Here is a 24,024-nt window from a genome sequence, read left to right as displayed (position 1 = left end):
TCTCCAAGGTTCGGTTGCTTGGGCGGGTTCGGGCGAGGCGCGCAGGCCGGTACGGTCCTGCGTGAGACCGTCCCGGCGAGCACGGAGCCGCGCCACGCGCTGGAGACGCGCGGCGCGACGGGCAAGGTCGGCCTGGAGCCGTGACCGTCAGGCCGAGCACATGACCGGCGCGTTGCTCTGCCGCGCCGCGAACGGGCGTACCCCAGGCTCCCACTCATAGGAGAACCGGCCGTTCACGCACGGGTGCCGCGCGCGCAGCAGGTAGCTCTCCGACAGCTCCTCCAGCAGGTCCTCGGCCCGCTGATCGCTGATCCCCAGGGCCACGGCGGCAAGCGCCGGCGTGAGCCGATCGGGGACGCCGGGAGACAACAGCGCGTACGCCAGCGACCGCGACTCGGCGGGCAGCGTCGCGAGCGTCCGGTCGAACCCGGCTCGCACGCCCAGCGGATCGCTGTCGGCGCCCCCGGACGCGAGGGCCCAGGCAATGGCCTGCCGGGCCGTCCAGTGCGGGCGGCGGCGCAGCTGCGAAGCGACCGCGAAGAGCGCGCCCGGCAGCCCCCGGCACAGCCCGGCCAGCCGTCGCAGCCCCTCCGGGTCCATGGTGGTCCGGTGGCTCGGCACGGAGGATGCCAGCAGGTGCAGACAGTCGTCGAAGGGCAGTCCCGCCAGTTCGACGTGGACCGCCGACGATGACACGAACAGCCGCCGTCGGCTGCCGATCACCACGCCGCAGCCGCCGCCGGAGGGCAGCAGCGGCGTCAGGTCCCCCACGTCGCACACGTCGTCGAGCACCACCAGGACGCGCAGGTCGGCGGTCCAGCTACGGAACAGCAGGCTCAGGTCGGTCGTGCCCAGTCGCAACTGCTCCTCAGTCGCGCCGAGTCCACGCAGGAACGAGCGGAGGATCTCGGCGGGCCGCACCAGCCGGCCGGCGTCGTCACGGAGCCGCGCGTAGAGCCGTCCGTCCGGATAGTGACCGCTCACCTGATGCGCGGCGTGCAGGCACAGCTCGCTCTTCCCCGTGCCGGGAGCGCCCCCCACGATCACGAGCGGCCGGTCCGCCCGCGCCCGGCCGGCCAGCGCCTCGGTGATGCGCGCCAGTTGGCCGGCGCGTCCGGTCAGACGCTCGCGCGGGGCGGGCAGGTGGCGGGGCGCCCGGGTGGCGCCGGTCACGGCCGTAAGCCGCCCGGCGGGACGCAGCAGCTCCTCGTCCGACGTGAGCACGGCCGTGTGCAGGGCCTGGAGTTCGGGGGAAGGGTCGAGACCCAGCTCGGTGGCGATCCGCTCGCGGGCCCGCTGGTAGACCTGGAGCGCCTCGACCCGCCGGTCCATACGGTAGAGAGCCGTCATCAGATTGCGCTGGGCCCACTCGTTCGTGGGTTCCCGCTTGGCCATCGAGGTGAGCTCGCCGAGAACCTCGTGGTGCCGGCCGAGGTGCAGGTCGGCTTCGATCCGCAGATGGTGTGCGCTGATACGCAACTCCTTCAGGCGGACCGCCTCGGCCTGAAGGGCGGGCCCCTTGCGCACGTCCACCAGGGCGTCGTCCCGCCACAGCTGAAGCGCCGCGGCGGCCGTGTCACGGGCCCGTGCGAAGTCCTCGTCACGGAATTCCGCACGGGCACGGGCGAGCAGCGGCTCGCACCGGAAGACGTCCACGTGGTCGGCGGGCAGCGACAGCTGGTAGCCGCCGTCGACCGTGCCCAGCAGCGGGCCGGCCGCCCGTACCGCGCCACCGCTCCTCGGGTTGCCGAGGGAGAACCGCTTCCTGAGCTGGTACACATACGTCTGCAGAGCGGTGTGCGCGCTGGCCGGCGGGTCGTCGTCCCACAACTCGTCCATGAGTTGCTCGAAGCGCACCACCCGGCCCGCGTTCAGCACGAGCAGTGCCAGTGTCTGACGTACTTTCTGGGCGGCCGGCGCCAGGTCGACGCGGTGATCGTCCCCGTAGGCCTGGAGCGGCCCGAGAAGGTTGATTCTCATGAAATTCGCCCTGCCTCATGTTCGTTCGGTCCCCGTCAGAGGGGTTCGGTGCCGGATCGCAGCCGCCCGGCCCGGCGTCACCCCGGCCGGCGACGCCGTCCGCCCGGACCCCTCCGGGTGAGTGGCCCGGCGAACGAACAATCCCTTCGGCGAGTCGCGCCCTGTCGTCGAACTTCGCCACTCCGACGCGGCTGAATCGGCGGGCCGGCCCGATGACCTGCTCGGGTGTGCGGCTCCCGGTCAGGCACTCGTGGACTTGGCCGCCGCGGCCAGGGCCGGGTGGTGCCGGGCCACGATGTCGGGGAAGGAGCGGACCAGCCCCTTCATGACGTTGTCGCCATACAGTGCGAACAACGGGTTGTCGGCGACGTCGATGACTCCGCCGGCGCCCTCGACATAGGGGCTGGGCAGTGGCTGCATCGTGGCGTCCAGCCGAGGGTTGTAGAAGAAGGGAATGGAGTAGCGGTTGACGCCCGGGGCGGGCCGGACCACCCGGTGGAGGGTGGCACGCACATAGCCCCTCGTCGCCACCTCCAGCAGCTCTCCCAGGTTGACCACGAACGCCCCCGGGATCACCGGCACATCGATGAACTTGTCGTCCTCGACCGCGACCTGGAGGCCGCCGTTGCCGTCCTGGACGAGCAGGGTGAGCAGCCCGAGGTCGTTGTGGATGCCGGTCCCCTGGCCGGAGCCGTCGTCCTCGCTCTGCTGCGTGGGACCGGGGTAGTGCAGAAGCTTGAGGTGGATCTGCGGATCCGGATCGACCACGTCGTCCAGGAACCCGGCGGGGGCGTCCAGCGACTCGAGCATCAGCCGCAGCAGCCGATGGGACAGATCGGTCAGCCGGGCGATCCATGACTCGATGGCCGGGCGCAGCTCGGGCATCGCCTCGGGCCACTCGTTCGGGCCGATCAGGCACCGGTAGGCGGGGTCGCCGGGCGCGGACGTCGTCGTGGGCTGCTCCGGCCCGATGTCCAGCTGCTGGCGCTGGTCGGGGATGCCCTTGGTGTGTTCGCGGCCGAGTTCGGAGTAGCCGCGGAACAGCGGCGAGTCGAGGATGTTCAGCGCGAGCCGATCGGCCTCGGGCAGGGCGAAGAACCGGCGGGCCAGCTCGAGCATGTCCTCGGCGTCCTCGACACCGTGGCCGACAAGCTGGAAGAAGCCGACCTCGTGGATGGCCCCGCGCAACCGGTTCAGGAACTCTGCCCGGGTTTCTTCCGAACCGGCGGCGTCACGGAGGTCGAGTACCGGAAAGGGGTCGGTCATGGCAGCACCTTCGCATGGCTGGTCTGGTAGGTCGTCGGGTCGGTCACGCCCGCGTCTCGGAACGCTTCCTGCCGGTCCCAGCAGGAAGCGCACCGTCCGCAGTGCAGCGCGCCACCACGCATACAGGTCCAGGTCTCGGTCCAGGGAACGCCGAGCTCCTCTCCGAGCGACACCACGCCGCTCTTGCGCAGCTCGGCCAGCGGCGCCGTCAAGGTCAGCTCGGGGTGCGCGTATCCGCGGGTCGCGATCTTCTCCATGGCGAGGAAGGAGTCGAGAAACGCGGTATTGGCGTCGGGCGCGGCCTGTGCGTCGTCGATCACCCCGATGGCCACCGCTTCCGCCTTCTCGGCGACGGCGACCGCGAAGGCGACGGACAGCAGCAGGGCATTGCGGTTGGGCACGACGTTCGGGCTCTCGCCGGGCGAATCCCTCTTCTGATCCGGCACGTCGACGTCCGGGTCGGTGAGCGAGGAGCCGTGCATGAGCTTGCCGACCGGGCTGAGATCGACGACGTCGTGCGGCACCCCGAGCGTTCGAGCCGCCTTCGCGGCGAACTCATGCTCGATGAGGTGGCGTTGCCCGTAGTTCACGGACAGCAGTCGGAGTGTGTGTCCTTGTGCCTGGAGGTGATAGGCCATGGTGACCGAGTCCAGGCCGCCGGACACGATTGCGACAGTTTTGGGCATGTCATGCCGCCAGCGTGGCCGGGACGACCAGCCGGGTCGCCCGCCGGCCCCTGCGGTAGGTCAGCTCGACCTCGGGCCGCGGACCGTCCAGCCGCATGGTCACGGTTCGCTCCTCGCTCCACCCGACCAGGCGGTACTCGTCTCCTCCGAGGGCCACCAGCGGGAACAGGTGGTCCCGGGGAGATCGGATGGCGAGATCCGTGCCGGTGTCGACGACGTGGAAGGTGGCCTGTGGTTGCGGGCCGGTGAGCGACCCGAACTCCTCCACCTCCAGCAGGTGCGCCGGCGCGTCGAACGAACACGGTGCCGCTTCCCGCTCGCTGTCGGCCAGGGCCACCGACGACCGGTTGTAGAGCACATCCGGGCCGTTGAAGTAGTCGGCCCAGTCAGCCGGGAAGAGCTGTGCGAGCTCCGGTGTGACGAGTACGTCGACGACAAGATGCACCCGGTGCTCGGGGCCAAGGTTCTCGATCTGGTGCATGCGGCTGAAGTCACCGAACCAGAACTCGCCGGGCTGCCAGCGATAGGTCACTCCGTCAAGCTCCAGCGTGGCCTTCTCATGAGTGATGACCGGGATGTGCAGCCGGGCCATTCCCCAGTCCGGGGCAAACTTGAAGTCACAGTGGCGGTATCCGACGGTGTCGGGTCCGAGATCCATGAATCGGGCCGCGAAGAGGGGTCCGGGGATCGAACGCAGGATCTCCCGCACATACGGCATATGGTCGAGCCACTCGGTGTCGGCGAACTCCGCACCACCGGGGCCGCCCGGGTCGGTACGTGTCTTGTCACCACCGGGGCTGCGCACCGCGAGGCAGCGCCAGTCCTCCTCGGCCTGCCTGACCACAGCGCCGTCCCGGTACACGCGCTGCTGGTCCCACAGGTGGTCGCGCGCCGTCATGAGATCGGCCACCAGGCGGTCGGCGTCCAGCGCGGGGAGCAGGCGAACCGCTTCCGCGGGCGTCAAAGAGTCATTGTCGTTCATCGTTGTCCTTTCATGACGAGAAAACCCACCGCTCCGGCGATGCTGGCGAAGTCGATCAGCGCCGATTCGAATCGGATGGCTCGTCACGCCCGGAGCAGGTCGAACAGCTCGCCCCGGAGCCCGGAGTCCGTGCTGAACTCGCCGCGATATGCGGTCGATGTCATCTGCGCGGCAGCCTTGATGCCGCGCATCGACATGCAAAGGTGCTCGCCCTTCGCTATGACCGCCACGTCCGGGGTGCCGCTCAGGGTGCTGATCTCGAGCGCGATCTGGTCCACGAGGCGCTCCTGGACCTGCAGCCTGTGCGCGTACTGATGGGCGACCCTGGCAAACTTCGACAGGCCGAGCAGTTGCCCCGCCGGGCGGTAGGCGATCGTCACGGAGCAGTTGAACGGCAGGAGGTGATGCTCGCACAGGGACCAGACCTGAATGTCCGAGACGACGACGAGCTGGCTCGTGCCGATGGACTCGAAAAGAGTGCCCAGCGAACCCGGGTCGTAATTGATGAACTCTCGCCACCAGCGAGCGAACCGCGCAGGTGTGTCGCGCAGGCCTTCGCGATTCGGGTCCTCGCCGATCTCCTCCAACAGTTGGCGGGCGAGCCCGACCAGTGGGTCCTCGGTCGTCCTCGACGCCGACGAGTCACCATCGAGGTCCAATTCTGTCACCGACATGCGGTCACCTTTCCTCTGGGCTTGGGAGTCACTGACCTCACGGCCGGTACTCGGCCCAAGTCTTGGGAGTTTCCGAAACCCGCACGCAGGTCAATTCGGGAAACTCCATCGACCATGTCTTGTAGACCCAGGCTGCCATATTCTCAGCCGTCGGATTTTCGTCCATCACATCGTTCAGATGCCGGTGATCAAGATGGTTGTCCAGCCAGGCCTTGAATGCGGACAGGTCTCCGTAGTCCCGGACGAAGCCCACGGGCAACAGATTCGCATCACCCGCTGAAAGCTCCAACTCGATCACATAGTTGTGCCCGTGCATTCGGGCACACTGGTGCTCAGGAGCAAGGCCGGTAAGCCGATGACTGGCCGAGAATTCAAACTTCTTCGTGATTCGAAATGTCATCGATCCGAGTTCCCTTCTCCTTTGCGTGTGCCGTTGCTCACACGCCGCGTTTTTCGTCCCACAACAAGGTGTGAAGTCTGGTCGTCAGGTTCCAGCCGCGCTCCACCACAGCGTCGGCCAACTCGCTCATGTGTTTTGTGACATCGTCGGCGGTCCGCCCGATCGGCATGATCCATACCGAGGACAGGTCGAAGGTGGAAACCAGCTGGGCGACTTCTTCGAGATCGCGGGTGCTCTGGCAGACGAACTTGAACGTGCTTCCCGGCAGTGCCGAGAGACTGGTGAGTGCGTCCGGGACGATCCTGCGCCGCAGGGCGTCGCCCGAGTGCGACAGCTTCGGCGAGACGTTGAACCTGACGCCGGCGGCGATGAGTTCGGGGTGCGCGGCGTGCGTCCCGTTGGTCTCGATCTCGATCTCTTTACCGCGTCCGGTCAGTTCCGCCACCAGAGGAATCAGTCGCTCCTGCTGACCCAGGGGCTCACCGCCGGAGATCACGATCAGTTCGGTGTCGAATGCGAGCAACTCTGCGACGACATCTCCGACCGGGCGGCGGTGCAGCTCCTTGCGCGGATCGTGGGCGACCCCGCTCTCACTGGCTCCGGTCCAGTCCCACGTGTACGGCGTATCGCACCACGAGCACGAAAGGTTGCACCCGCCGAGCCGCAGGAACGCGCATCTGCGTCCCAGGGACCGGCCCTCGCCCTGGACGGTCGGACCGAAGATTTCGTTGACTACGAGATCCTGCTCCATGGCGCACCGTTTCCTATGAGTGGGACGGCTCGACGGCCGTCGGCTTCTGCGCCTGCACTATGAACCAATGCCGACTCAGCCGGACGCCCTGATCGACGGTCGCCGCGGCGACATATCGATCGAATGCCTCCCTGTCCGCCGTCGAATCGTAGTTTTCGAGGATTGGCACTTGGTGCAGAAAAGTGTCCAGATCGCCCGGCGAGTGGTAGAACTCCTCGAACCGGAACGCCTGGTTTTTTGTCACGACGAAGCCTGCGTCGGACAGTTCTTGAGCAATTCCCTCGGACAGTGGCCTGCCGTTCCAGCTGTCGAAGTCCTGGCCGCGGCCGAACGTTTCCTTGAGCTCGCGCGCGTCCTGCTCCCCGATTCCCATGTACACCACGGCTCCACCGGGGCGGAGCACCCGCTCGAACTCCCGGGCGATCAGCGGACCGCGGCGGGACGTGACCACATCGGCGTGCCCATCGGGCAGCCCGGTGTGGGCGGCATCGCACAGCTCGAACGTGACGTGCTCCAGGCCCGCCTCCGCTCGATACCGCGCGGCGCATTCCAGCATCGACGGCGACAGATCTATCCCGGTCGCGGCCCCGTACGCGGGAGAGACGCGCAACAAGCTACGCCCGTCGGCGCAGCCGACATCCAGCAGGCGGGCCTGCGGCGCTCCCAGTGCGGTCACCAGTTCATCGAAGACGGCGTCCGGGCGGCCGTCGGGGAATACGTCGGTGCTCCGCGCATCGCTGAAGTAGCCGCCGAACCGCTCGGCCACCCGGGAGTAGAACTCCGCGTCCATCGTCATCGGCCGTGCACCTTCCCCTGAGTCACAGTGGTCACTACGGTCATGCGGACCACTCCTTGCGGGCCGTCCCCCGAAGGGGCTGAAGGGGCTCCGAGGTCGGCAGGACCCAATCTCCGACGTCGCCCTATCGGCCCGGCATCACGGCGCCTCCACGGCGGGACGCGGCCGGGATAGGGCGGTGATAGCGCGAGCATGCGGCCGCGATGGGCACCTGGTTCACGCTGGTCTCAGCAACGCCCGGACAGATCGCGAAGGGTGGAGAACCGAGATGGTCATCAAGAAGTCGCCGGCTGCCGCGGGGGCCGCCGTCGTGCTGGGCACCGTAGGAAATCAGCACGGCGTGGGGCAGGGCCCTGTCGCCGTCACATCGGCCGACGAAAAGCCCGTCGGCAACACTCCGTGGACGTGACGGACCGGCATGCCTCCTGGTATCAGCCGACCGACGTCATCGGCCTGCCCAGGATGGCAACGATGTCAGCCCGCACGACGGCGGCTCCGCTGTGGTCCATGATCCGCTCCCGAATCCTGGCTGATTGCGAGTAGTACTGGACGGCCTGTTCCACGCGGCGCAGGTGGGCACTGACCCGGCCGAGGTCGTGCAGCACATAGCCCTCTCCGACCAGGTCGCCGCTGGCTCTGACCATGGCGAGGACCTCGAGCAGGGTCCGTTCCGCCGCCTCGTACCGATGCTGGTACATCAGCATTTGGCCCAGCCGCCGCAGGGTGAGGGCCTGGCCCCGGTCGAAGCCGGCCGACCGGCAGATCCCGAGAGCCTCGTCGAGATACGAACGGGTTCGCGCGAAGTCCGTTCGCCGCATCGTGATGTGCGCCATCTCGCCAAGCACGTACGCCCGGCCAACGACGTCCTGCGCCCGCACGAAGTTGCGCTCGGCTCTCTCGTAGAGGGCCAGCGCCCGATCGTCGTCACCGTGGTGCCGCTCGATGCGCGCCAGGTCACGCAGGCACAGCGCTTGGCCACCCAGCTCCCCGATCCGCTCGAATATCTCCAAAGCGGTGCTGAGGTAAGGGCCCGCTGCCTCGTGCTCGCCCCGGTGCAGGTGCAGGGTCCCCAACGAGCCGAGAACCGCCGCCTGGCCCCGTTCGTTGCCGGCCTCCTGCACCGCGGTCAGCGCTATCCGATGGGTGCGCTCCCAGAGCTCGGGATAGCCACGGGCCTCGAAGAGCGTCACCAGAGTCGTGGCCAGCTCCCAGCACAACTCGTCCAGCCCGGACCGGGCCGCCAACTCGACCGCGTTCAACAGGTTGGTCTGCTCGCTCTCCAGCCATCCGAGCGGGTCGCGCAGGCACCGCCGGACATGGTCCTCCGGCGGATACCACCGTTCGCCCCGGCCCGTCATGATGGTGTACGCACCGCCGTAGATCTCTTTGTGTGCCCTCTCCGCGAGCGCCATCCAGCCCCCGACCATACGCCGCACCGCTTCGGCGCGTTCTGCCTCGGGAATCTCCGCGGGCAGCCGTTCGTGCGCGAACGTCCGTACCATCTGCGACAGTCCGCATCGGAACTCCCCGCCCTGGTCCATGGCGGTGATGTCGAGGAGCCGCCTGTCGATGAGCGGTTCCAGCAGGTCAGCGGGGTGCGGCGTGCGGTCGTCGATAAGGGCGGCACCCAGCCAGCTCGGAATCTCCGTCCCCTCGGCCAGGCTGATCAGGCATAACAGGCGACGGTCGGCCGCCGCCAGGCCGTCGTAGCTGAGTGAGAGACTTGCCCGGATCGACAGCTCGCCGTACGCCAGCTCGTCCAACCGGCGGTGCTCGTTCTCGAGCCGGTGCCACATGGAGGTCAGTGACCAGTGCGGGCGCGCGGCCAGGCGGGCGCCGATGATACGCAGCGCGAGGGGCAGCCCGCCCACCAAGCCTATGAGGGCCCGCGCCGCCTCCCGCTCGCTCTCCACACGGTGCTCTCCGATGATCCGCCCCAGGAGCTGGACGGCCGGTTCCGGGCTCAGCGGCTCCAGGTCGAACCGGCGGGTGCCCGGCAGCGCCGTGAGCTGGCCGCGGCTGGTGACCAGCACGCCGCTGCTGCCGGTTCCGGGCAGCAGCGGCATCACCTGCGACTCGCTCACCGCGTGGTCCAGCAACACCAGGACCCGGCGATCGGCCAGCAGACTGCGGTACATCTCCGCGCGCTCGTCAAGCGCATCGGGTATGGCCTGGCCCGGTACGCCCAGCGCTCGGAGGAACCGCCCCAACGCCTGGGCGGGGCTCACCGGTTGTCCGCCCGGCCCCCGGAGGTCGCAGTAGAGCTGTCCGTCCGGGAAGTACGCGGTCGCGAGTCGGTGCGCCACATGCCTGGCCAACGTGGATTTGCCGACACCGGGTCCGCCGAGCACCAGGACCACGTTCAGTTGCCCCTTCTCCTGTCCCCCGGTAACGGCGTCGGAGACGGCTGAAACGATCACGTCGTCGGCTACGAGGTCGCCGATGTCGGCGGGAAGTTGCCTTGGGGTCACCACCGGGTTGGGATCGGCACCACGCTCTTGCACCGCCTCGGAGACCGGCGTCACCACGAGAGAACGTGGTTCGGCGGGTTCGGCCAGTGCCAGGTCGGCGTCGTCGGTCAGGATCGCCTGCGCCAGGTCGCGCAGTTCCCTTCCCGGATCCAGGCCCAGTTCTTCGGTGAGCATCGCGCGGCCCTGGTGGTAGACGTCCAGCGCCTCCGCCTGCCGGCCCGAGCGGTGTAACGCCACCATGAGGTGCCCCCGCAGCCGCTCGCGCAGCGGATGGCCGGCGACGAGCTGCTGCAGTTCGCCGACCAGGTGCTCGTGACGGCCCAGCTCCAGCTCCAGCCGCATGCAGGTCTCCACCGCTTCCAGGCGGCTCTCGTCCAACTGCGCCGCCGTACCGGCCAGGACCTCGCTGGGTACACCCGCCAGGCACCGGCCCCGCCACAGGCCTATCGCGGGGCGGAGCGCGTCCACCGCAGCCACCTTCAGACCATCACGGGCCAGGGCATGCGCCTCAGTCACCAGGCGGTGGAAATTGCCGACGTCGGTCGCGTCCTCCGGCGCCCTCAGGACGTACCCGTGAGCGCGGGTCTCGATGGTGGCGTCGACTCCCCCGTCCGCCAGCGCCCTGCGGAGCCGGGAGACGCAGATCTGCACCTGGGTACGTGCGGTCTTCGGCGGATCGTTGGCCCAGATCACATCCACCAGATAGGCGGTCTCCACCACCCGGTTCAGTTCGAGCACCAGCGCCCCGAGGACGATCTCCTGTCGCCCCGGTGCCACGTAGACGGCCCCCAGCTCGCCGCTCACCTCAAGCGGCCCGAGCACCCGGAAGGGAGCCGCCGTCACGCCGCTGCCGCCATACTCTGCCGAAGATGCCATGCACACCCTGTTTCTGTGGTACCCGCCAGACCTGGTCCGGCTCGCGCAATGGGGGGCGGAACTCATGCCGACCGGGCCGCTCATCCGCGACCGTTGGCCAACGCGAGTGCTGCCACAGTCAGGTACATGTGTATCTGACACGAAAGGTTCCATGTCTGGTCACGGATGTCACCAGTCCGCTTGACGGGCGACACGCCGTGCTTCTCGGGGCCTTTCATGGCACATTCGGCCAAGCCGTTGATCAATACGGTGGATTGGCCGCAGTTGGCCGGGCGCTCTTTCAGGGGCTCCCGCGCAGCCGCCGCAGCGCGACCACGAGCACCCCGGTGTACCCGTCGATGCGAACCTGTGCGCGACAGCGGCCCCACGAGGCCGGCACCGACACCCGTGATGAAGGCCACGCGGCCGGAATTTCCTGGTTCACGGGTCACTCGTCTTTCAAGTACGTGGAGTCTACAACCGCTCGGGGTTCCGCTGCTTCCGAAGCCTAGGAAGATCGGCGCAGCGCGGACTTGAACCACAGCGACGTTCCGATAGGACATCAGCGCCACAAGCGGGCGCCGCGGCGACGAATGGTTCGACGGCCATCAGGACCGCGGGCACCCCGGGCGGCACGGAGGACCGGGTACGGCCGTACGCGGCCAGGCACGGGGCGCTCAGCCGGTGATGATCTGGGTGAGGGCCGCATGGTTGTGGTAGTCGCGGGACTCGACGATCCGGCCGTCGCGGACGCGCATCACGATCACATTGGCCGTGGTGAGCCGCTTGTCGGTGCCGGGCACGCGCATCTCGTAGTCCCATTCGGCCACGATGACCTCGGGGTCGGCCGTCTCATGGATGACCACGTTCTTCGCGGTCATCTCGAACCACTCCCGCAGTCCGTCCAGAAGCCGCCGCAGACCCTCCTGACCGCGGGTCACGGTCGGCTCCGGCACCGCGAACGGGTGCTCCAGCACGATGTCCGGCGCATAGAGCCGCCAGAGATTGTCGAAGTCGCGGTTGACCATGCCGGCCAGCAGCTTCTCGAACACCGCGCGCGGGCTGTCACTCAATGGCCTTACTCCTCTGAAAAATAATCGGAGCTTCCTCCGTTTTACTTATACGGAACGATGTTCCCATTGTCAACGGAGGGTGTTGTGGCCGGACGCGCCGTCGCGACCGGGTCGCCGTGGGCTATCCCGGTGCGTCGGCGGACGGTGGATTACCCGCGGATCAGCGATTCGAGGATCTCGATCGCGGTCGGAATCGATTCCTCCGCGATATCGAAGTTCTCGCTGTGATGAGGCCCTGGGCTGCCCGCTCCGACCATCAGATAGGCGCCCTTGCCCCCACGCCGCTGAACATGCCTGATGAGAAGGTTGGCGTCACCGCTTCCGGCGAACGCCCGGGTCCGGATGACCTCGGTGACATCGTCGTGAGCGGTGGCCACGTCGACGATGCGGTCGATCAGTTCGTCGTCCGGCGCGACGGTCGCGGATTGGCCCATCACCGCGACGTTCGCCCGGACCCCCTGGGCCAGGCTCGCCCCTTCCACAATCGATCGGACCCGGTCGGCCAGCTCATCGACGACCTCGTCGTCGGTCGCGCGCGCCTCGCAGGTCATCACCGCGGAGGAGGGCACGATGTTCACCCCGTCGCCGGCGACGAGCGTGCCGACATTGAGCCGCGTGTCCGCGGAGCTGAAGCGCGGGAGCCCCATGATGCCCAGCACGGACATCGATGCCGCGAGCAGCGCGTTGCGGCCGGCCTCCGGTGTGCCGGCCGCGTGAGCGGCCTTGCCCGTGAAGTCGACCTTCAGCTTGCGGGTCGCCATGCCACCGGTGAAGCTCCCCACGACCCCGCCGACGGCCATGTCTCCGGCCATGTGCACCGCGAGCATGTTGTCGATCTCGTCGGCCACCCCGGCGTCGATCATCGTCTGCGCTCCCCTGACGCCCTCCTCGGCCGGCTGGAACAGGACCCGGAGCGTGCCCTCGAAGTCATGGTCCGACAGGCGGTGGAGCAGGCCGACACCGATGGTGGCGTGGGCGTCATGGCCGCACGCGTGCATCGCGCCGTTCGTCGAGGCGAATCCGCCGGGAGTCCACACGGGCACGTCCCGCCACCACGGCCCGTCGGCCCTGCTGTTCACCGGTCAGGGCAGCCAACGCGCCGGCATGGGCCGTGAGCTGTACGAGTCGCGGGATCTGCATCCGGCCTTCGCCCGCGCCCGAGCCGGTCCTGGAAACAGACCTTGTCCCCGAGGCGACGGGCGTGGTCCCCGAGCAGTTCCGGCAGCGGTCCGACGATGTCGGCGTGCGAACGCACCGCATGACCTCCTTGAGGCGACCCGTCGTTGAGGACGACGGCGCGATCCACTTGGTTGCCGCGATCGCGCGCGTGCGGGAAATCCTCAGTCCTCGTCGCCTCGGTCTTCGGGGGACCGAGCGCCGAGAACTCCGATGAAGTACGAGGCGACGAGGGCGACAGCGCGGTCGTCGTCGTGGGCCAGTTGGCGCAGGACCTCCTGCGCGGTGGTCCCCGACAGCTCGATCAGCGCTTGGATCAGGCGTATCCGCGTCGCGGAGTCCGCGGTGGGCGCGGCGAGTTCGCCGATCAGTGCGGTCATGATCCGGTCCGCGCACCCGGGGTCCTGGGACAGCGTTCCCAGAACCTCCGCCGCGTCGACGTCGCTGGAGCCCTCGACCACCAAGCCGACGAGTGTCGGCACGGCCGCCGTCACGCCACGCCTGCCCAACGCCAGAGCGGCGTGTCTGCGCACCGTCGCGTCCGGGTCCCCGAGCGCGTCCGCGAGCACCGCGGTCGCGCCCGGGGCCGCGCACATCTCGGCGATCGCCAGCACCGCGCGCCGCCGGACGTCGACGTCCTCCGACCGCGCGCCGACGGCCAGCGTTGCCACGCCGTCGCCGCCCGAACGGGCCAGCGCCCAGCGCAGGGCGCCCGCGACATGGGGGTCGGATTCGGCCAGCACCGCCCCGGCCAGCAGCTCGGCGGGAACCGTCACGCCCTCCGGCCGGGCCAGGACTGCCTGCTGTCTGCGCGCGGCGCTGGTCGAGTTGAGCCCCTGCATGAGTTCGACTATGCGCAGGACATCCTGCCAGCCGGTGGGCGCCGACGCATCGATCGTACGGAGCCGCTCGAGCAGCTCCGCTTCCCGCTCCAAGCGGTCTTCCGTCCATCGGATGAGGTCGCTGACCAGGGCGGACGGCGTGAAGGCCGGGTCCTCCAGCGCGCGCCCGATCTGCTTGAGCGAGAGCCCGAGGGACCGCAGGCTCTCCACGTGGAAGATCCTGCGGACGTCCTCGGCGGAGTACTCGCGGTAGCCGCCGACGGTGCGACCGGTCGGTCGCACCAACCCGAGGGCGTCGTAGTGCCGGAGCATCCGGGCGCTCACCCCCGAGTGACGGGCCACATCGCCGATCAGCAATCCGCGATCTCCGCACGCTCCGCGGCCTCGGCGGCTCGTTCCGGGCCGAGTGTGACGAGTCGCTTCGCCTCGTCAATGGCCGTGTCGAAACCGGTCTCCGGGTTCTGCCGGAGCAGCTCGGTGGCACGGGCGTGCGCGGCCACCTCCGGGTCGGGGTTCGTCGCGGCCTTCTCCAGGACGAGCTCGGTCACCTCGCCGAGGTCGACGAGGGCCCGGCTCAGGCTCAGCTGCACGCTGTGATCGCCACGGCCGAGCTGCGTGACCAGTTCGTCGGCCAAGTCCTTCTTCTCGTCCTCGGGCACGAGGACGACCGCGACGCGCCACGCGGTCCGCGCGACCTCGCCGTCGGCGTCACGCAGCATGTCGCGCGTGATCCAGGCCCACGCGCTCTTGTCGCCGATCTTGGAGAGCGTGTGCAACGCCTGGCTGCGGGCCTGAGTGCGCTCGGAGTCGAGTTCCTGGCGAATCCGGGGCAGGGCGATCTCCGGCGAGAGGCGGGTCAGCGCCCAGGACAGCATGTCTCGCACGAAGAAGTCCGGCTCGACCGCGCACCGCTCGACGAGCGTCTCCAGGAGGCCAGGATCGGGGTTCGAGCCCACCGCCAGGGCCGCCTGAAGCCGGACCGACGAGTCTTCGGCGCCAAGGGCGTTGGCCACGCGGGTGTGCTGCGGAGTTCCGTTTGTCGTGTTGATCGGGACCACCTCCGGCACCAAGGAAAAACCTTATCACCGTGTCAAGGTCAAACCCGTTAGCGGCCTCTCGGACACACCCACGATCCGTCCCCGCGCGACCAGCTCCAAAGTGGCCCAGACCGCGATGGACTGCACGGCCAGGGCGATGCCTCTCGACGGCAGCAATCCGGTCAGGAGGAGCGCCGCGAGGACAGGAAGCACACCACATACGATCGGCGCCGCCGCCCAACGCCGACTGGGATGGGGGGTGATGCGGTGGCCCGCGGTCCAGACGGCAACGGACAGCATGAGGACGACGAAGCCGAGCGTCAGCGGCAGTCGGCCACCAGACCAATGTCGCACTGATCGAAGACCGGCGCGCCGGGATCGTGATTGATCGCGACGACGGTGTGGATCCGGCGCCGCGGGGCCGGGCGGCCCCGGATCCCCGCGACTGACCGCCACAACCCGCTCACCGGAAGGTCACCGGGACCGGCAGCATTCCTGCGCCACCGATACGAAGGCCAGCTTCGCACGCTTGAGTTCGTCCGGCCTCTCATGGCGCCGCAGACAGTCGACGAGGTGCTGTGCCGCGGCGGCGGCGTCGGGCGGGCCTTCCAGGAGTACTCCGCTCAAGGCGCGTTGCAGCAGGACGTCGTCGTCGGCCTGGCCCCGACCGTTCCGCTCGGTGAGGATCCTCGCCTCCGCGGCTCCGAGGAACTCCGCGTAGGTCTGACGGCGAAGGGCGAACTCGCGGTGGCCGGACTCCGCGCGAAGCGTCATGCGCACGGATTCGAGTAGCGCGTCCGCCTGGCGATCCCCCGCGTGACGTGCCGCAGCGGCCTGCCGGAGCCCGGCACTGCGGGCGTACCAGCCGGTCACGACGCTGCCCGCGATCGCCGAGCCCGCGGCAATCAGGGCGATTCCCCAGTCACTCATGCCGCCATCCTCGCGATCAGCCATGGCATGCCACACCACCCTTGCCAAATGTGCGGCGTGGATCACTCTCCGCGACCCTCGAACAGCGCGCGATAGGATCGGATCATGTCGCCCGACGACGCGAATGAACCTACCTCGACCTGCGGAAACAGCGGTGTCCGGCCGCCGGTTTCCGTTAGGCTGAACACTTACGGGCGACGGGCGACGGGCGACGGGCGACGGGCGACGGGCGACGGGCGACGGGCGACGGGCGACGGGCGACGGGCGACGGGCGACGGGCGACGGGCGACGGGCGACGGGCGACGGGCGACGGGCGACGGGCGACGGGCGAACGGTTCTGTTCGCGGCTCGGTCGGCGGTTGCTCTATACCGCCTGCTCGACGTTCTTCCGGTCTTCTCCGGAGACGCCAGGATCACCCGCCTGTTCACCCTCGTCCCCGGTTCCGACTTCGGAGCCGACGCCTTCTCCGCGATCGACGCCCTCGGGGGCCGCACGGTGCCGTGGAGCGAAGCGCGCGGTCGCTCGTACGACCTGATCGTCGCCGCGAGCCCGAAGGGCGACCTCAGGCTGCTGCGCGGCCCACACGTCCTCATCCCTCACGGGGCGGGTTTCAACAAGTCGATCCGCGGCGAGGGTTCGGCAGACTCGGCATCCGGACTGGACCCGGCGTATCTGCGGCGAACCCACGACCATGCCCCGGCAGCGCTGCACGCCCTGGCCCACCCCGATCAGATCGCCAGACTGGCCGCCGCAGACCCGCGGGCCGCCCGGCGCGCGAAGGTGATCGGCGATCTCACTCTGGAACGCGTCCTCGCCTCGACGTCCCTGCGTGATCGCTACCGGGCGGCGTTGGGCACCGGGGCGCGTAAGCTGCTGGTCCTGGTCTCCACCTGGGGGCCCGAGTCCCTCGTCCGGCGGCATCCCGGACTGCCCGCCCGGCTCGTGGCCCAACTGCCCTACGACGAATACCAGTTGGCGCTCGTGGTCCACCCCAATGAGCGCAGCCGGCTGGGGACGTACGAGCTGACCGAACGCCTCGCGCAGGCCCTCGACGCGGGACTGATCCTGCCGGATCCGCACGAGGAGTGGGCCTCCGTCCTGGTCGCCGCGGACGCCCTGGTCACCGACCACGGATCGGCCGCCCTGTACTACTGCGCCGCCCAGGATCGCCCCGTCGTGAGCGTCCACCAAGGCGGCGGCGAACTGATCCCCGGCAGCCCGATGGACATACTCCTCGACCGGATACCTCGGTTGGGACGAGCCGAGGACATCGCCGACGCGCTGCGGGCGTACCGGCCAGGTCCCGGGCACGCCGCCGCGCAGGCCGCGTTCGCGCCCGCCGGTGAGGCCGTGGACCGGCTGCGAACCGAGGTCTACGGCCTGCTTGGCCTTGCGCCGCCCGCCCACGGCGTCACACCCCGGCCGCTGCCCTCGCCCGGACCCGCCGCACGTGCCCCCGCGGCGTTCGATGTCCATGTGGCGACCACCACGGCCGGCGTCCGGATCACCCGGCACCCGGCCGGCCTCGGGCCGCCCGGCCACCACCTGGCCGTGGAGCATGGCGCTGCCGCCGAACGGCCCGCCCGTTCCGCGGGCCTGTTGTACCGTCGTCCGCTCCCGGCCTCCGCCGCCCCCGTGGACCTGGCCTGGACCGCCGACGGCTGGACCCGGCATGCCCTGTCCGCTTACCCCGGTTGCCGTTCCGCGGCGGCTGTGCTGCCGTCCGGCGGGTGCCTGCTCAGAGTCCGCGGTCATGAGCGGATGTACGCCGCCCGGGTCGAACCCCGGTCCGAGGCAGGCCGGATCGTATTGATCGACCCGGCCATCGCGCTGTCGGCCGTCCACGCCCGGCTGGTCTCGCCTCAGCCCGCCCCGGACAGCCCCACCACGATGAACTGCCTCGTCGGAGAGCGGACTTTCCGCATCACCCTCCGCCCGGCCACGGACGCCGAAGCCGCGCGAGTGATCTAGACCAGGCCGTTGCGCCGCCGGAAGGTCCGGGCCGCCACACGGTGCTCCTCAGCCTCGGCCAGGTGTCCTTCGGCCGCGTCCAGTTCGGCGAGAGCGTCGTGGACACGTGCCAGGTCGAAGCCCGAGCGCCGCTTGTCGGCCTGCCCGAGCGACCGCTGGTACAGCTCACGGGCCTCGTCCATCCGGCCGAGGCGGTACAGGACGCCGGCGAGGGCGAACGCGGAGCGTCCGATCAGCCTCTCGCGCTTCTTCGCCACGAACCCGGCGTGCGCCTCGGACAGCAGACGATGCGCTGTCTCAAGGTCACCCGCCTTCGCGCCGGCCTCTCCCATGCGATAGGTCTGGAGCAGGACGCCATAGGGGTTGGGGATCGCCCGGTGCATGTCGCGGGAGGCCGTGAAGTCGGCCAGAGCGGCATTCCACTCGCCTCGTACGCCCTTGAGCATGCCGCGGTGCTCAACGGCCGACGCGGCAAGCTTGCGGTCCCGTTCGGAGTCCCCCAGCAGTTCAAGGGCGGACATCGCGCTGTCGATCTGCTCCTGGGCCTCGCTCAGCTGCTCCGACTCCCACAGCGGCCTGGCCAGCTGGCAGCGCGTGCGCACCAGCCATCCCGCGTTCCCCCCATGCCGGACAGCCGAGTCGACGGCGCGCCGGAAGACCTCGATGACCTCGGACTGGTGGGGATGGTCCAGGGCATGCGTCCACACAGGCTCGGACAGGGCCACGACCTCGGTGTCCATCTCACGGCCGTGTGCCAGGCGCGAGCACGCGAAGAGCACATGCCGTTCCTCCTCGAGCCAGCGGGCCGCGCGGGCGGCGTGCTCAGCCCGGGCTTCGTCGTCCACGGCCGCTTCCGGATCCTCCAGTGGAACGTCCGGCACACCGGGAACGGGATCGGACAGGTCCACGACGGTCAGTCGGCGACCGGCGGCGAACCGGTCGGCGAGCTGAGCCTGCCGGACGAACCAGCGCACCAGCCTCATCTGTGCCTCGGCCACCTCCCCTTCCGCCGCCTCGCGGCGGGACTGGCGCAGGGCGTGTGCGCGCAGCGGTCCTGCCAGCCTCATCTGACCGGCCTCTGTCAGCGACAGCAGACGCAGGTCCAGTAACCCGGCCCGGTCCAGTTCCTCCAGGGCGTCCTGGCAATCCTCCAGTCCCAGCCCCGACATCGCGGTGGCGGAGTGGAGTGTGAACGTCTCACCGGGATGGTGCGCCAGCAACCGGTAGAGGAGGGCCGCCGGGCGGGTCAGATCGGCATACACCGTGTCCCAGATCCGCTCCACACCGGACACGCCCTTCTCGTCCAGCTCGGCCCTGAGATCGGCGAGGAGACGGGAGAGCGGACGCAGCCGGTGCGTGCGCACCCACCGGCCGGCCACATGCAGCGCCGCGGGAAGGCCGTCGCACAACCGGATCACCGCCCGCGCCGCCTCCGGATCCGCGGCCAGCCGGTGGTCACGGACGATCAGTTCCAACAGCTCCGTCGCCGCCCGCTCGTCCAGTGGCGGCAGCACCAGATCCACCGACGCGCCGGCCTCGAAATCGTGGAGTGGACCGTGGCTCGTGATGATCACCACGCTGGCGCCCGATGCCGGGAGCAGGGGAACGACCTCCGAGGCGTAGCGAGCGTTGTCCAGCAGGAGGACCAGTTTCGCGTCGGAGGTCCTGTTCCAGTACTGCCGGCACCGAGCCGCGTACTGGGCCTGCACCTGGTCCGGCAGCACCCCGAGGGAATCCAGCAACTGGGAGAGCACATCACCGGGGTCCAGCACGCCGTCCGCGCGGAAGTTGTCCAGATCGACGGAGAGCACACCATCCGTGAAGGGAAACCGCTCGCCCAGAGTGCGGGCGATCAGGACAGCCAACTCCGTCTTTCCCAAGCCGCCCGGCCCGCTCAGCGCGAGGACCAACGGGCGGGAACGGCTCCGCCAGTCCGTCACGGCGCGCAAGGCGCGTTCCCGCTCATCGTCGCGGTTGACGAAGTACACCGGTTCCGGCGGAAGTTCGACCCTCACAACAGCCCCCCTCGACCATCTGCGGTGCCCTGCGCGCACTACCCGACGATCACGCACTCTAGAGACTTTCTGCCGAGACCTCGACCAAGAGCCGGGTGTGGCGAACACTCGGGCTCTGCGGAGTAGTCGTGCGGGCCGGTTCGGTCGCCGGCGGAGTGCATGTGTGCCCACGTTGTGGCTCGGGCGCGTTACGAGCTCACCGTCGGCTCTGGGCCCGGGACGGCCGATGAGGGTCGGTGCGTACGTGCGCACGTATCCCTTGCAGACCGAAGAGGATGAGAAGCTCGACCACGCCGCCGTCGGCGCTGCCCAGCCAGTGGGGCAAGGACGTGTCGAACTCGGCCGCCTCACCGGGCGGCAGCGTCAGGTCGCGCTCGCCGATCACGAGTCGCAGGCGTCCGTTGAGCACATAGAGCCATTCGAAGCCTTCGTGGGTCTGCGGGGTCGGTTCGAGTGGTTCCCGCTCGGCGGGGATGATCATCTTGAACGCGTGCACACCGCCCGGTCGCCGGGACAGGGGCACGAACGTCATGCCGAACCGCCTGATCGGCTTGAGGTGTATCCGGGGGTCGCCGGTGCGCGGGGCACCGACGAGGTCGTCCAGCGGAACGTCATGGATACGGGCCAGCGGCAGCAGCAGTTCCAGGGTCGGCCGGCGCTGCCCGCTCTCCAGCCGGGACAGGGTGCTCTCCGACACGCCGGTCCTCGCCGCGAGGTCGGCGAGGGTGATGCCGCGGTCACGACGCAACACACGTAGCCGCGGCCCCACCGCGGCGAGCACGTCGTCGTCCGTCTTGAGATCCATGAGGCCCACCTTGCCATTACCGCAAGTTTTGGTGCCAGGTCGTGGTGCGCCTGCCACGACTGAGCGCTTACCGACACCACGCGAACGCACTGAACCACTTGGCCGTTCGGCCCGTGGCGTGTGGCGAGGGCGTTCCCCGCCCGTCTCCACCCGATCGGACCCGGCTTCCAGAAGCTCTGCGGTCCGGCCCTCCTCGACGAACGCCTCCCACGGATCGACCTCTTGATGCGTTCATCTACCGGCCGGCACAGCACACCTCACCCATCGAGTCAGCCGAGGCTGACGAGCGTCTTTCCAGCCGTTCGGCCGGCGATCATCTCCGTCAGCGCGTGCGGAGCCGACTCCAGACCCGCGAAAACGGTCTCGCGACAATCCAGCTCACCGCTGCGCAGCCACCCGGTCATCCGGTGCCGCATCTGCTCCATGAGACGCAGATTGCTGCTCCCGCGGAACCCACGGAGGGTCAAGTCCTTGGACACCGCGAGGAAGAGGTTCCGTGGCCCGGCCGAGCCGGACTCGTACTCCGAGATCGAGCCGCACATCGCTACGCGCCCGCCCCTCCTCAGGTGTGAAAGGGCGGCCTCGAGGTGGGTCCCCCCGACGGAGTCGAAATAGACGTCGATTCCGTCGGGCGCGATGTCGCCCAGCCTCGCCTCGATGTCGCCCACCCGGTAGTTGAAGGCGTCGGCGCCCAAGCGGTCGCGCAGCCAGGCGACCTTGTCGTCGGTGCCCGCGCTGGCCACCACCCGGTTGCCCATGAGCCGTGCGATCTGCACGGCCAAGCTGCCCACCGCCCCCGCGGCAGCCGAGACCCAGACCGTTTCCCCACCTCGTAGCGCGTCAACGACGTGCAGACCGGCGTAGGCCGTCAGTCCCATGCCGCCCAGCGGGCCGAGATACCACTGCGGCTCGCATTCATCGACGTCCAGGCGTGTCAGGGTGCCGAGTCCGCCGAGCTGCTCGGCACCCGCGTCCACGACGGCGTACTCGCGCCAGCCCTGGGCGTGCCACACCACGTCACCCGGCGCGAAGCCCTCGGCCCGGGACTCCGCCACCTCCCCCACTGTCATGATGCCGTCCATGGCGCGGCCGAGAGCGAAGGCGGCGAAATAGCCGGAGGGCGCGTCGGGACGCAGCCGCAGCCGAAGGCCGGGGTCCACCGATGTCCACGTGTTGCGTACGAGCACCTGCCCCGGCCCGGGCCGGGGTACAGGGACCTCGACCACCTCGAAGTCGTCCGGGCTGACGCTGCCGACCGGGTATGTCCTGACCCGGATCTCCCGTCCGGTCCGCATCACCATGTTGAACTAATATCAGTTTGATTTGACCGGGCGCAATGGTTGAGCGCGTCCGTGCGGCATACGGGGTCGTACAGCGGTGGCGATTCTGGCCGCGGCCTCCCGCCCCTCGGCGATCGCGTGCGCCACACGTCGCGGAACCACGGCGTCGCCAACCGTCAGTACCAGGGGGACGGCACAGTCCAGCGCGGTGCGCGGGCGGCGCTCCCCCACCACGACGACCCGGTCCGCGGGCACGGTGGTGGTCCCTCCGGAGGTGCGGTGATCGACGGTGACGCCCCCGGGGCCGATGCCGGTCGCCGTGCACAGCGGCAGGATCTCGAGTTCGCAGGTGCCCGACAGACGTTCCAGCAACTGGACGCGGCTCTCGGGCGGGATCGCCCCGGCGAAGGCCGTTCCCGGCGTGACGAAGGTGATGCGGGGAACCCCCGCGGCTACGGCCAGTTCTACGACGTCGCACCCCGGCCACCAGCCGAACCCGTCGTCGGCCACCAGCACATGGGCGGCACCGGCCAATGACGGAACTCCCCGCGCCAACGCGACCGACGAGGCCATGGCACCGGCCTCCAGCAGCGGCGATGTCTCCACCGCGCCCGTGGCCAGCACCACGGCGTCGAATCCTTCGAGTTCGGCGCCCGGCTCCACGGGCTGCCCCAGTCGTACGTCGACACCCGCGGCGGACAGCATCCGTTCGTAGAAGCCGAGCAGCGCGGCCCAACCGGTGCGGTGGGGCGCCAGAGCCGCCGTGGCGAGCTGTCCGCCCAGCCGGTCGGCGGCCTCGAAGAGGACGACATCCGCCACCCCGGCGTGGGCGAGACTCAGCGCGCACTCCAGGCCCGCGGGTCCCGCCCCCACGACGGCGACGCGCTGTCCGGTGACGCGTGCCGGATCCCACGCGCGCACCAGCGGTGCGGCGGGCCGACGCGGTTCGCCGGGGGGTGCGAGGTCCGGGTTGACCACGCACAGCAGCACCGGGTCGAACGTCCGGCAGTCCTCGTTGCAGGCCACGCAGGGCCGGACCTCCGTCGCACGTCCCGTGAGCACCTTGCGCGGCAGGTCCGGATCGGCGATGAGTGCGCGCGCCATCCCCACCAGGTCGGCTCCGGCCGCCAGGGCGTCACCGATCGCGGCCGCGGTGCGGAAGGCGTGGGACGCCACCAGCGGCCGGGTGACAAGTGGCCGCAGACGCGCCAGATCGTCCAGCACCGGCGGGCGTTGGGTGGCCATGTCACGGACGTACGTGGTCCGCACCCCGACGGTGACGTTGACGTAGTCGACCAGCGGATCCACGGCCGGCAGCAGCTCGGCCAGTTCGTCCGGCCTCAGTGCCACGTCCTCCGAGGCGTCGACGCTGAAACGGATGCCCAGCAGGGCGGTGGTTGACAGCCCGCGAATCGCGGCGATCACCCGCTCCAGCACCTCGAGCCCGTCACGTCGCGGGTTCGTGCGCGGCGAGAGGAACTGCTCCAGCAGGTAGGCATGAGCGGCGTGCAATTCGATGCCGTCGAACCCCGCCTCCAGAGCGTGGGCGGACGATACCCGGAACGCCTCCACCACCTCGTCGACCTCGCTGCCGAGCAGAGCACGCGGCGCCGTCTGCTCACGGGGAGAGCGCACGGCCGCGGGAGCGACCGGTGCGTAGTACGACTGCGCTCCGAGCGTCTCCCGGCCGAGGTGAACGAGCTGGCAGACGGCGACCGCGCCTTCGGCGTGAATGGCCTCCACCCGCTCCCGCAGCGGCTGGACCGCCTCCGGACGATGGAGCTGAAGGATGTTCCCCTGCCGCGGCGCGGACTCCGGCGCCACCGTCGTACCGCCGCAGACCAGCAGCGCCGCGCCACCGGCGGCCAGACGGCCCCAGTACTCGGCGTCGCCGCCGACCGGTAGCCCGTCCCGTACGAAACCGCTGGCGTGGGCCGTGGCGACCAGCCGGTTCCGCAGCGTCGACGAACCGATGACCAGCGGCGCGGCGGCCGACGGAAGATGTGATGCGGCCATGGGCCCTCCGGGGTCTG

21 protein-coding genes are annotated in these 24,024 nt (G+C 69.5%); 3 read left to right on the top strand and 18 right to left on the bottom strand.

All coding sequences use genetic code 11. The features are described 5' to 3' along the window. Positions 1–18: 18 nt before the first annotated feature. Positions 19–144, top strand: coding sequence for a hypothetical protein (locus ACMTAK_RS43025; RefSeq protein ID WP_413811160.1), 126 nt, complete (start codon positions 19–21; stop codon positions 142–144). A gap of 3 nt (positions 145–147) precedes the next feature. Here ACMTAK_RS43025 and ACMTAK_RS43020 read toward each other — a convergent pair whose 3' ends face one another. From ACMTAK_RS43020 to ACMTAK_RS42985, 8 genes are all read right to left on the bottom strand, one after another. After that, the gene (locus tag ACMTAK_RS43020) at positions 148–1,980 is read right to left on the bottom strand and encodes an AfsR/SARP family transcriptional regulator (RefSeq protein ID WP_413811159.1); all 1,833 of its coding nucleotides are present in this window, start codon (positions 1,978–1,980) and stop codon (positions 148–150) included. 240 nt (positions 1,981–2,220) lie between these two features. After that, a complete protein-coding gene (locus ACMTAK_RS43015) occupies positions 2,221–3,246 on the bottom strand; it encodes an isopenicillin N synthase family dioxygenase (protein ID WP_413811158.1) in 1,026 nt (341 codons plus the stop codon). Continuing rightward, on the bottom strand, positions 3,243–3,932 hold the full coding sequence (locus ACMTAK_RS43010) for a 7-cyano-7-deazaguanine synthase (RefSeq protein ID WP_413811157.1): 690 nt from the start codon (positions 3,930–3,932) through the stop codon (positions 3,243–3,245). Before ACMTAK_RS43010 ends, ACMTAK_RS43015 begins: the two co-directional genes overlap by 4 nt. A gap of 1 nt (position 3,933) precedes the next feature. After that, positions 3,934–4,914: an aspartyl/asparaginyl beta-hydroxylase domain-containing protein gene (locus ACMTAK_RS43005; protein ID WP_413811156.1), complete on the bottom strand. Its 981-nt coding sequence runs from the start codon at positions 4,912–4,914 to the stop codon at positions 3,934–3,936. 83 nt (positions 4,915–4,997) lie between these two features. Further along, positions 4,998–5,588 carry a GTP cyclohydrolase I gene (gene folE, locus ACMTAK_RS43000; RefSeq protein WP_413811155.1) on the bottom strand — a complete coding sequence of 197 codons (591 nt, stop codon included), beginning with the start codon at positions 5,586–5,588 and terminating at the stop codon, positions 4,998–5,000. 37 nt (positions 5,589–5,625) lie between these two features. Continuing rightward, the gene (locus ACMTAK_RS42995) at positions 5,626–5,988 is read right to left on the bottom strand and encodes a 6-pyruvoyl trahydropterin synthase family protein (protein WP_413811154.1); all 363 of its coding nucleotides are present in this window, start codon (positions 5,986–5,988) and stop codon (positions 5,626–5,628) included. A 37-nt stretch (positions 5,989–6,025) separates the two neighbouring features. After that, entirely contained in the window at positions 6,026–6,739 is a 714-nt protein-coding gene (locus ACMTAK_RS42990) for a 7-carboxy-7-deazaguanine synthase QueE (RefSeq protein ID WP_413811153.1), read from the bottom strand. 13 nt (positions 6,740–6,752) lie between these two features. Beyond that, on the bottom strand, positions 6,753–7,535 hold the full coding sequence (locus tag ACMTAK_RS42985; RefSeq protein ID WP_413811152.1) for a class I SAM-dependent methyltransferase: 783 nt from the start codon (positions 7,533–7,535) through the stop codon (positions 6,753–6,755). Between the two features lie 268 nt (positions 7,536–7,803). Between ACMTAK_RS42985 and ACMTAK_RS42980 the strand changes: the two genes are divergently transcribed. Beyond that, on the top strand, positions 7,804–7,944 hold the full coding sequence (locus tag ACMTAK_RS42980; protein ID WP_413811151.1) for a hypothetical protein: 141 nt from the start codon (positions 7,804–7,806) through the stop codon (positions 7,942–7,944). Between the two features lie 22 nt (positions 7,945–7,966). Here ACMTAK_RS42980 and ACMTAK_RS42975 read toward each other — a convergent pair whose 3' ends face one another. The 6 genes from ACMTAK_RS42975 to ACMTAK_RS42950 form a co-directional block, all read right to left on the bottom strand. Further along, positions 7,967–10,882, bottom strand: coding sequence for an AfsR/SARP family transcriptional regulator (locus ACMTAK_RS42975; protein WP_413811150.1), 2,916 nt, complete (start codon positions 10,880–10,882; stop codon positions 7,967–7,969). A gap of 656 nt (positions 10,883–11,538) precedes the next feature. Next, positions 11,539–11,934: a nuclear transport factor 2 family protein gene (locus ACMTAK_RS42970; protein WP_413811149.1), complete on the bottom strand. Its 396-nt coding sequence runs from the start codon at positions 11,932–11,934 to the stop codon at positions 11,539–11,541. Positions 11,935–12,083: 149 nt separating this feature from the next. Beyond that, positions 12,084–12,977 carry an amidohydrolase gene (locus ACMTAK_RS42965; RefSeq protein WP_413811148.1) on the bottom strand — a complete coding sequence of 298 codons (894 nt, stop codon included), beginning with the start codon at positions 12,975–12,977 and terminating at the stop codon, positions 12,084–12,086. 297 nt (positions 12,978–13,274) lie between these two features. Then, positions 13,275–14,309: a MerR family transcriptional regulator gene (locus ACMTAK_RS42960; protein ID WP_413811147.1), complete on the bottom strand. Its 1,035-nt coding sequence runs from the start codon at positions 14,307–14,309 to the stop codon at positions 13,275–13,277. Further along, complete coding sequence (locus ACMTAK_RS42955) at positions 14,303–14,965, bottom strand: HEAT repeat domain-containing protein (RefSeq protein WP_413811146.1); 663 nt, start codon at positions 14,963–14,965, stop codon at positions 14,303–14,305. Before ACMTAK_RS42955 ends, ACMTAK_RS42960 begins: the two co-directional genes overlap by 7 nt. Before the next feature lie 498 nt (positions 14,966–15,463). Then, complete coding sequence (locus ACMTAK_RS42950) at positions 15,464–15,919, bottom strand: hypothetical protein (RefSeq protein ID WP_413811145.1); 456 nt, start codon at positions 15,917–15,919, stop codon at positions 15,464–15,466. 373 nt (positions 15,920–16,292) lie between these two features. Between ACMTAK_RS42950 and ACMTAK_RS42945 the strand changes: the two genes are divergently transcribed. Beyond that, the gene (locus ACMTAK_RS42945) at positions 16,293–17,891 is read left to right on the top strand and encodes a translation initiation factor 2 (RefSeq protein ID WP_413813168.1); all 1,599 of its coding nucleotides are present in this window, start codon (positions 16,293–16,295) and stop codon (positions 17,889–17,891) included. Here the strand turns inward: ACMTAK_RS42945 and ACMTAK_RS42940 are convergent. The 4 genes from ACMTAK_RS42940 to ACMTAK_RS42925 all read right to left on the bottom strand — a co-directional run bounded on the left by ACMTAK_RS42940 (position 17,888) and on the right by ACMTAK_RS42925 (position 24,007). Further along, positions 17,888–19,906 (bottom strand): NB-ARC domain-containing protein, encoded by a 2,019-nt coding sequence (locus ACMTAK_RS42940; protein ID WP_413811144.1) that lies wholly within the window; start codon positions 19,904–19,906, stop codon positions 17,888–17,890. The genes ACMTAK_RS42945 and ACMTAK_RS42940 overlap by 4 nt on opposite strands. Before the next feature lie 196 nt (positions 19,907–20,102). Next, complete coding sequence (locus tag ACMTAK_RS42935; RefSeq protein WP_413811143.1) at positions 20,103–20,711, bottom strand: helix-turn-helix domain-containing protein; 609 nt, start codon at positions 20,709–20,711, stop codon at positions 20,103–20,105. Between the two features lie 269 nt (positions 20,712–20,980). Continuing rightward, positions 20,981–22,012: an NADP-dependent oxidoreductase gene (locus tag ACMTAK_RS42930; RefSeq protein WP_413811142.1), complete on the bottom strand. Its 1,032-nt coding sequence runs from the start codon at positions 22,010–22,012 to the stop codon at positions 20,981–20,983. Between the two features lie 12 nt (positions 22,013–22,024). After that, the gene (locus tag ACMTAK_RS42925) at positions 22,025–24,007 is read right to left on the bottom strand and encodes an oxidoreductase (RefSeq protein WP_413811141.1); all 1,983 of its coding nucleotides are present in this window, start codon (positions 24,005–24,007) and stop codon (positions 22,025–22,027) included. Positions 24,008–24,024 lie beyond the last annotated feature (17 nt).

The sequence above is a fragment of the Streptomyces lacaronensis genome (genome assembly GCF_047337785.1).
GTDB lineage: Bacteria > Actinomycetota > Actinomycetes > Streptomycetales > Streptomycetaceae > Streptomyces > Streptomyces lycopersici.
The sequence above is the reverse complement of the archived record's forward strand: the minus strand, read 5'-3'. Positions and strand labels throughout refer to the sequence as shown.